Genomic DNA, 4,118 nt, shown 5'->3' on the forward strand with positions numbered 1-4,118 from the left:
CCCAATCAATAAATGCTATCATGACTAATGACTAATGAAAAAAAACCGCCTGTGTTGGTTTGCTGCTGCTATTGGTCTGATTCTGGATCAGCTGACTAAATATTGGGTGGTGCAGAATTTTGAATTGAAAGAGACTCTACCCCTGTGGCAAGGGGTGTTTCACTTTACCTATGTCACTAATACTGGTGCCGCTTTCAGTCTCTTTAGTGAAGACGGCAGCTGGTTGCGCTGGCTGTCCTTAGCTGTGAGTCTTGGTTTAATCGCCCTAGCTTGGTTTGGACCAAAGCTGATTAGGTTGGAACAGCTTGGTTATGGCTTCATATTGGGAGGAGCATTGGGTAATGGCATAGACCGTTTTTTCAACAGTTGTTTGGTAGATAACCAGACAGTAACGGGTTGCGTTGTGGATTTCCTCGATTTTCGGTTGATTAACTTCCCGGTATTTAATGTGGCCGATGTGTGTATCAACGTAGGTATTGTGTGCTTGCTTATTGCAAGTTTTAAGCATCAATCACCAAAATCTAGGGAGAGGGGGCAATAACATAGTCATAACTTACAAGCCACAAGGCACAAGGGTTATGGCCAATCTGCTTCCATAAGCCTGTTCCCTGTCTTCCCTCTGTGCCCCGTCTTTCCATTATTCGCCCTTTTCCTAACTTATTTGCCAAATCCGGATCGTGCTGGATTTGGTATTTTCGGCGTATCCCTGTATCCGAGCTCGATCCGTGCCTGCCCTATTCTCAAAAGTAACCAATAATCCTTTACTATTTATTCTCAATTAGAAAATTTTCTTGCAAGTGAGAGAAATAATTATTTAATATTGTCAATAATGGCTCGTTTTTGAGAGGGTTACCATGGCTAACTATACAGCTGCTTCACTCAAGGCCGAACTCAATGCTCGAGGTTGGCGTATGACACCACAACGGGAGACCATTCTCCACGTTTTCCAAAATTTACCGAGAGGAACCCATCTCAGTGCTGAGGAACTTCACGAATTGCTCGAGCAACGAGCAGAAGGAATCAGCTTATCTACTATTTACCGTAGCGTTAAGTTAATGTCACGGATGGGCATCCTGCGGGAATTGGAGTTGGCAGAAGGGCATAAACATTATGAACTCAATCAGCCTTTTCCCCATCATCACCATCATCTGGTGTGTATTCAGTGTAACCAGACCGTTGAATTCAAGAATGACTCAATCTTGAAACAAGGGATGAAGCAGGTGGAAAAAGAAGGCTTGCAGCTGATTGATTGCCAGCTGACCATTCATACCATTTGCCCAGAAGCCCTGCGCATGGGATGGCCTTCGGCTCTACCGAGTAATTGGCGTTGCTCTCGATCCATTGCGATGCACGAACATTAGTTTTGTGAGTGGTTGTCGTTTTGTCAATGAACTAAATGACAAGCAACATAATGTCCTCTACCTGCATCTTTAAACTCTGGTTCTGGGTCTTGCCGACAAGTATCCATTACCATAGGACAGCGAGTGTGAAACCGACAACCTTTGGGGGGATTGCTGGGGCTGGGTACATCCCCTGTTAGGATAATACGTTCCCGTTGACGCTCAAGTTCAGGGTCAGGAATTGGTACGGCTGAGATTAATGCTTGGGTATAGGGATGCAAGGGGTTCTCATATAAACAGACGCGATCTGCGAGTTCTACTATTTTGCCTAGGTACATTACTGCCACCCGGTCAGAAATGTGGCGCACTATACTTAAATCGTGAGCAATAAATAGATAAGTTAAGCCCATATCTGCTTGCAACGACTGCATCAAGTTAACGACTTGGGCTTGAATGGATACATCTAAAGCAGCAATCGGTTCATCACATACTATAAAGTCAGGGTTTAAAGCTAAGGCGCGAGCAATCACAATCCGCTGACGCTGACCCCCAGAGAATTCGTGGGGATAGCGATTGATAAACTGGGGATTGAGTCCTACCACCTCTAGTAAGGACTGGACTCGTTCTTGTTTTTGTTTACCGATGGCTAACCCATGGATTTGCAGGGGTTCACCGACAATACTTCCTACGGTCATCCTGGGATTGAGAGAAGCATAGGGGTCTTGAAAAATCATTTGCATCCGGCGGCGCATCTGGCGCAGGGATTCAGCCTCTAGCTGGGTTAGGTCGATATTTTCAAAGTAAACATGACCAGCTGTCGGACGGTATAGTTGTAGGATCGCTCGTCCGGTGGTACTTTTGCCACAGCCAGATTCTCCTACTAAGCCTAAAGTTTCGCCACGGTTGATATCGAAGTTGAGTCCATCAACAGCTTTGATGGAGCCAATTTGCTTTTGCCAGATGATTCCTTGGGTGATGGGGAAGTGCATCTGTAGGTTTTCTATGTGTAAGAGACTTTTGTTTTGTGGGTTGGGCTTGGGGTTGTCTAGCTGTGGTGCTGTCATGTGATTGTTTAATGCTTAATCGCAATCATATTAGCCGTTCACATGCCATTGCTTTAATGTTTGACAACACCAACTTGTCTTGATTAAGGATTACCGGAGCCAGGGATAGGATGGGTAGACAGTAACTCGTTAACGTAGCGCCGAATTACAATCTGCTGCTGGTCAGGGCTAAGGCGTTTGGCTTGAATCAGGGAGTCGAGGCTAACCCCATTGACCAGGGCTAACAGGGCGTTGGCTTCTAACTCTGGCTCTATGTTAGGTCGAATCAGTTTGGCTGACTGTAGAGCTTTCAACTCTTGAATAATCACCTGACGGAGCTGAGCAGCACTATGTTGATGCTCAGCCATCAGGGATTCTCGTCCAATGGCATACCCCAAAAAGGCCACCCAGACCTTGAGAATATCTTGCCGTTCAGTGTCTAGTGGCAAAAACGCAGATAGCATTTCTACCAGTCGATCGACTCCCCTAGCGTGCTCTGTTGCAGCCTGCATGGTTTTTTGCAGACGCTGAGTTACTTGATTAAGGGCAAACAGAATAAGCTCCTGCTTATCTCGAAAGTGGTGAGTAACAACTCCGGTGGTGCAACCCAGCTCTTGGGCGATCGCGCGCATACTGGTGCGATCTAACCCCTCTCGGACAATAACTCGCCAGGCGGCTTCAGAAACTTCAAGGCGGCGATCCTGTTGGGACATGAGCATTAAAGGGAACTATAGCAGAAGTCAGAAGTCAGAAGTCAGAAGTCAGAAGTAAAACTATTGCGCTTACAAAGGGTGTGAGACTAATGTCGATGTCCTAACTGCCCTGGCGACTGCTATAACCAGATAACACCAGATATAAAGTGGGACATAAACAAAGTCTCAATGCCTATTGACAGCTTATCATAACAGTTGTTATATTGTTAGCATAACAACTGTTATGAGGTTAAGCTAATGCACTCTGAGCTGACTTGTCCCTCCCCTCGCTCTGGTCTCAAAGGTTGGCTTGATCGCTTCACCGGACCAGGGGCAACCCAAGCTGAGTTGCTGATACAATTTGTGCCGTCGCTGGTGGCTTTGGTAGCAGCTCCAACCTACGCGCTGACCCTCCCAATACAGTGGAGCCCGTTGCAATTAGGACTGATTGCTGTTCTTGGCCTTGATTTAGTGGGGGGTCTCCTCACCAATGCCACTTCCACCGCTAAGGGTTGGTATCACCGACCGGAACAGGGTTGGCAGCAGCATTTAGGATTTGTGTCTGTTCATGTGATCCATGTCTTGTTAGTGGCGCTGCTATTTCGTGGGGGAGATTGGGGGTTCTTGATCGGTGTGTCCAGCTACCTGTTGGGGGCATCAGTGTTGATTTTGCGGTCTCCCCTCTATCTTCAACGTCCAGTAGCCCTAGGGCTTTACAGCTTAGGGCTGTTGGGCGATCGCTATCTATTTCCCCCAATGCCTGGTCTGGAATGGTTTCTGCCTTTGTTTTTTCTAAAAATATTAGTCAGTCATTTGCTTAAGGAAACCCCTTATCACCCTAGGGAAACGCGATAAGATTTTCTGCCACTGATCTGTGGTGTTTGACAGTAATAATTCTAGTTGTGAGGTAATTATACTAAATCCGGTTTATAAAAGCTTATAAAAGTTAGTCATAAGTTAACCAATGATAATTAGTTAAATTTTTAATCTCTGAGGTCATGCTTTGGAGTAGCTGACAACGAGTTACTAAACGTTCTTCAATT

At 46.0% G+C, this 4,118-nt stretch carries 5 protein-coding genes; 3 read left to right on the top strand and 2 right to left on the bottom strand.

The annotated features are described in order from the left end of the window. Positions 1–34 precede the first annotated feature (34 nt). Positions 35–541, top strand: coding sequence for a signal peptidase II (gene lspA / locus F6K37_RS33715; RefSeq protein WP_287255083.1), 507 nt, complete (start codon positions 35–37; stop codon positions 539–541). Positions 542–854: 313 nt separating this feature from the next. After that, positions 855–1,361: a ferric uptake regulation protein gene (locus tag F6K37_RS33720; protein WP_008179729.1), complete on the top strand. Its 507-nt coding sequence runs from the start codon at positions 855–857 to the stop codon at positions 1,359–1,361. 23 nt (positions 1,362–1,384) lie between these two features. Here the strand turns inward: F6K37_RS33720 and F6K37_RS33725 are convergent, their stop codons facing one another. Both F6K37_RS33725 and F6K37_RS33730 read right to left on the bottom strand, forming a co-directional pair. Next, positions 1,385–2,404 carry an ABC transporter ATP-binding protein gene (locus F6K37_RS33725; RefSeq protein WP_008179730.1) on the bottom strand — a complete coding sequence of 340 codons (1,020 nt, stop codon included), beginning with the start codon at positions 2,402–2,404 and terminating at the stop codon, positions 1,385–1,387. An 83-nt stretch (positions 2,405–2,487) separates the two neighbouring features. Continuing rightward, on the bottom strand, positions 2,488–3,096 hold the full coding sequence (locus F6K37_RS33730) for a TetR/AcrR family transcriptional regulator (protein WP_287255085.1): 609 nt from the start codon (positions 3,094–3,096) through the stop codon (positions 2,488–2,490). 237 nt (positions 3,097–3,333) lie between these two features. Here F6K37_RS33730 and F6K37_RS33735 point away from each other — a divergent pair, with 237 nt between their 5' ends. Next, positions 3,334–3,930, top strand: coding sequence for a hypothetical protein (locus F6K37_RS33735; protein ID WP_287255086.1), 597 nt, complete (start codon positions 3,334–3,336; stop codon positions 3,928–3,930). Positions 3,931–4,118: the final 188 nt, after the last annotated feature.

Origin of the sequence: Moorena sp. SIO4E2 (genome assembly GCF_010671945.1) — a bacterium.
Taxonomy (GTDB): domain Bacteria; phylum Cyanobacteriota; class Cyanobacteriia; order Cyanobacteriales; family Coleofasciculaceae; genus Moorena; species Moorena producens.

Coding starts and splice junctions, on each gene's coding strand:
- lspA (WP_287255083.1), top strand. CDS start 35: ATGAAAAAAAACCGCCTGTGTTGGTTTGCTGCTGCTATTGGTCTGATT.
- F6K37_RS33735 (WP_287255086.1), top strand. CDS start 3,334: ATGCACTCTGAGCTGACTTGTCCCTCCCCTCGCTCTGGTCTCAAAGGT.
- F6K37_RS33725 (WP_008179730.1), bottom strand. CDS start 2,404: ATGACAGCACCACAGCTAGACAACCCCAAGCCCAACCCACAAAACAAA.
- F6K37_RS33730 (WP_287255085.1), bottom strand. CDS start 3,096: ATGTCCCAACAGGATCGCCGCCTTGAAGTTTCTGAAGCCGCCTGGCGA.
- F6K37_RS33720 (WP_008179729.1), top strand. CDS start 855: ATGGCTAACTATACAGCTGCTTCACTCAAGGCCGAACTCAATGCTCGA.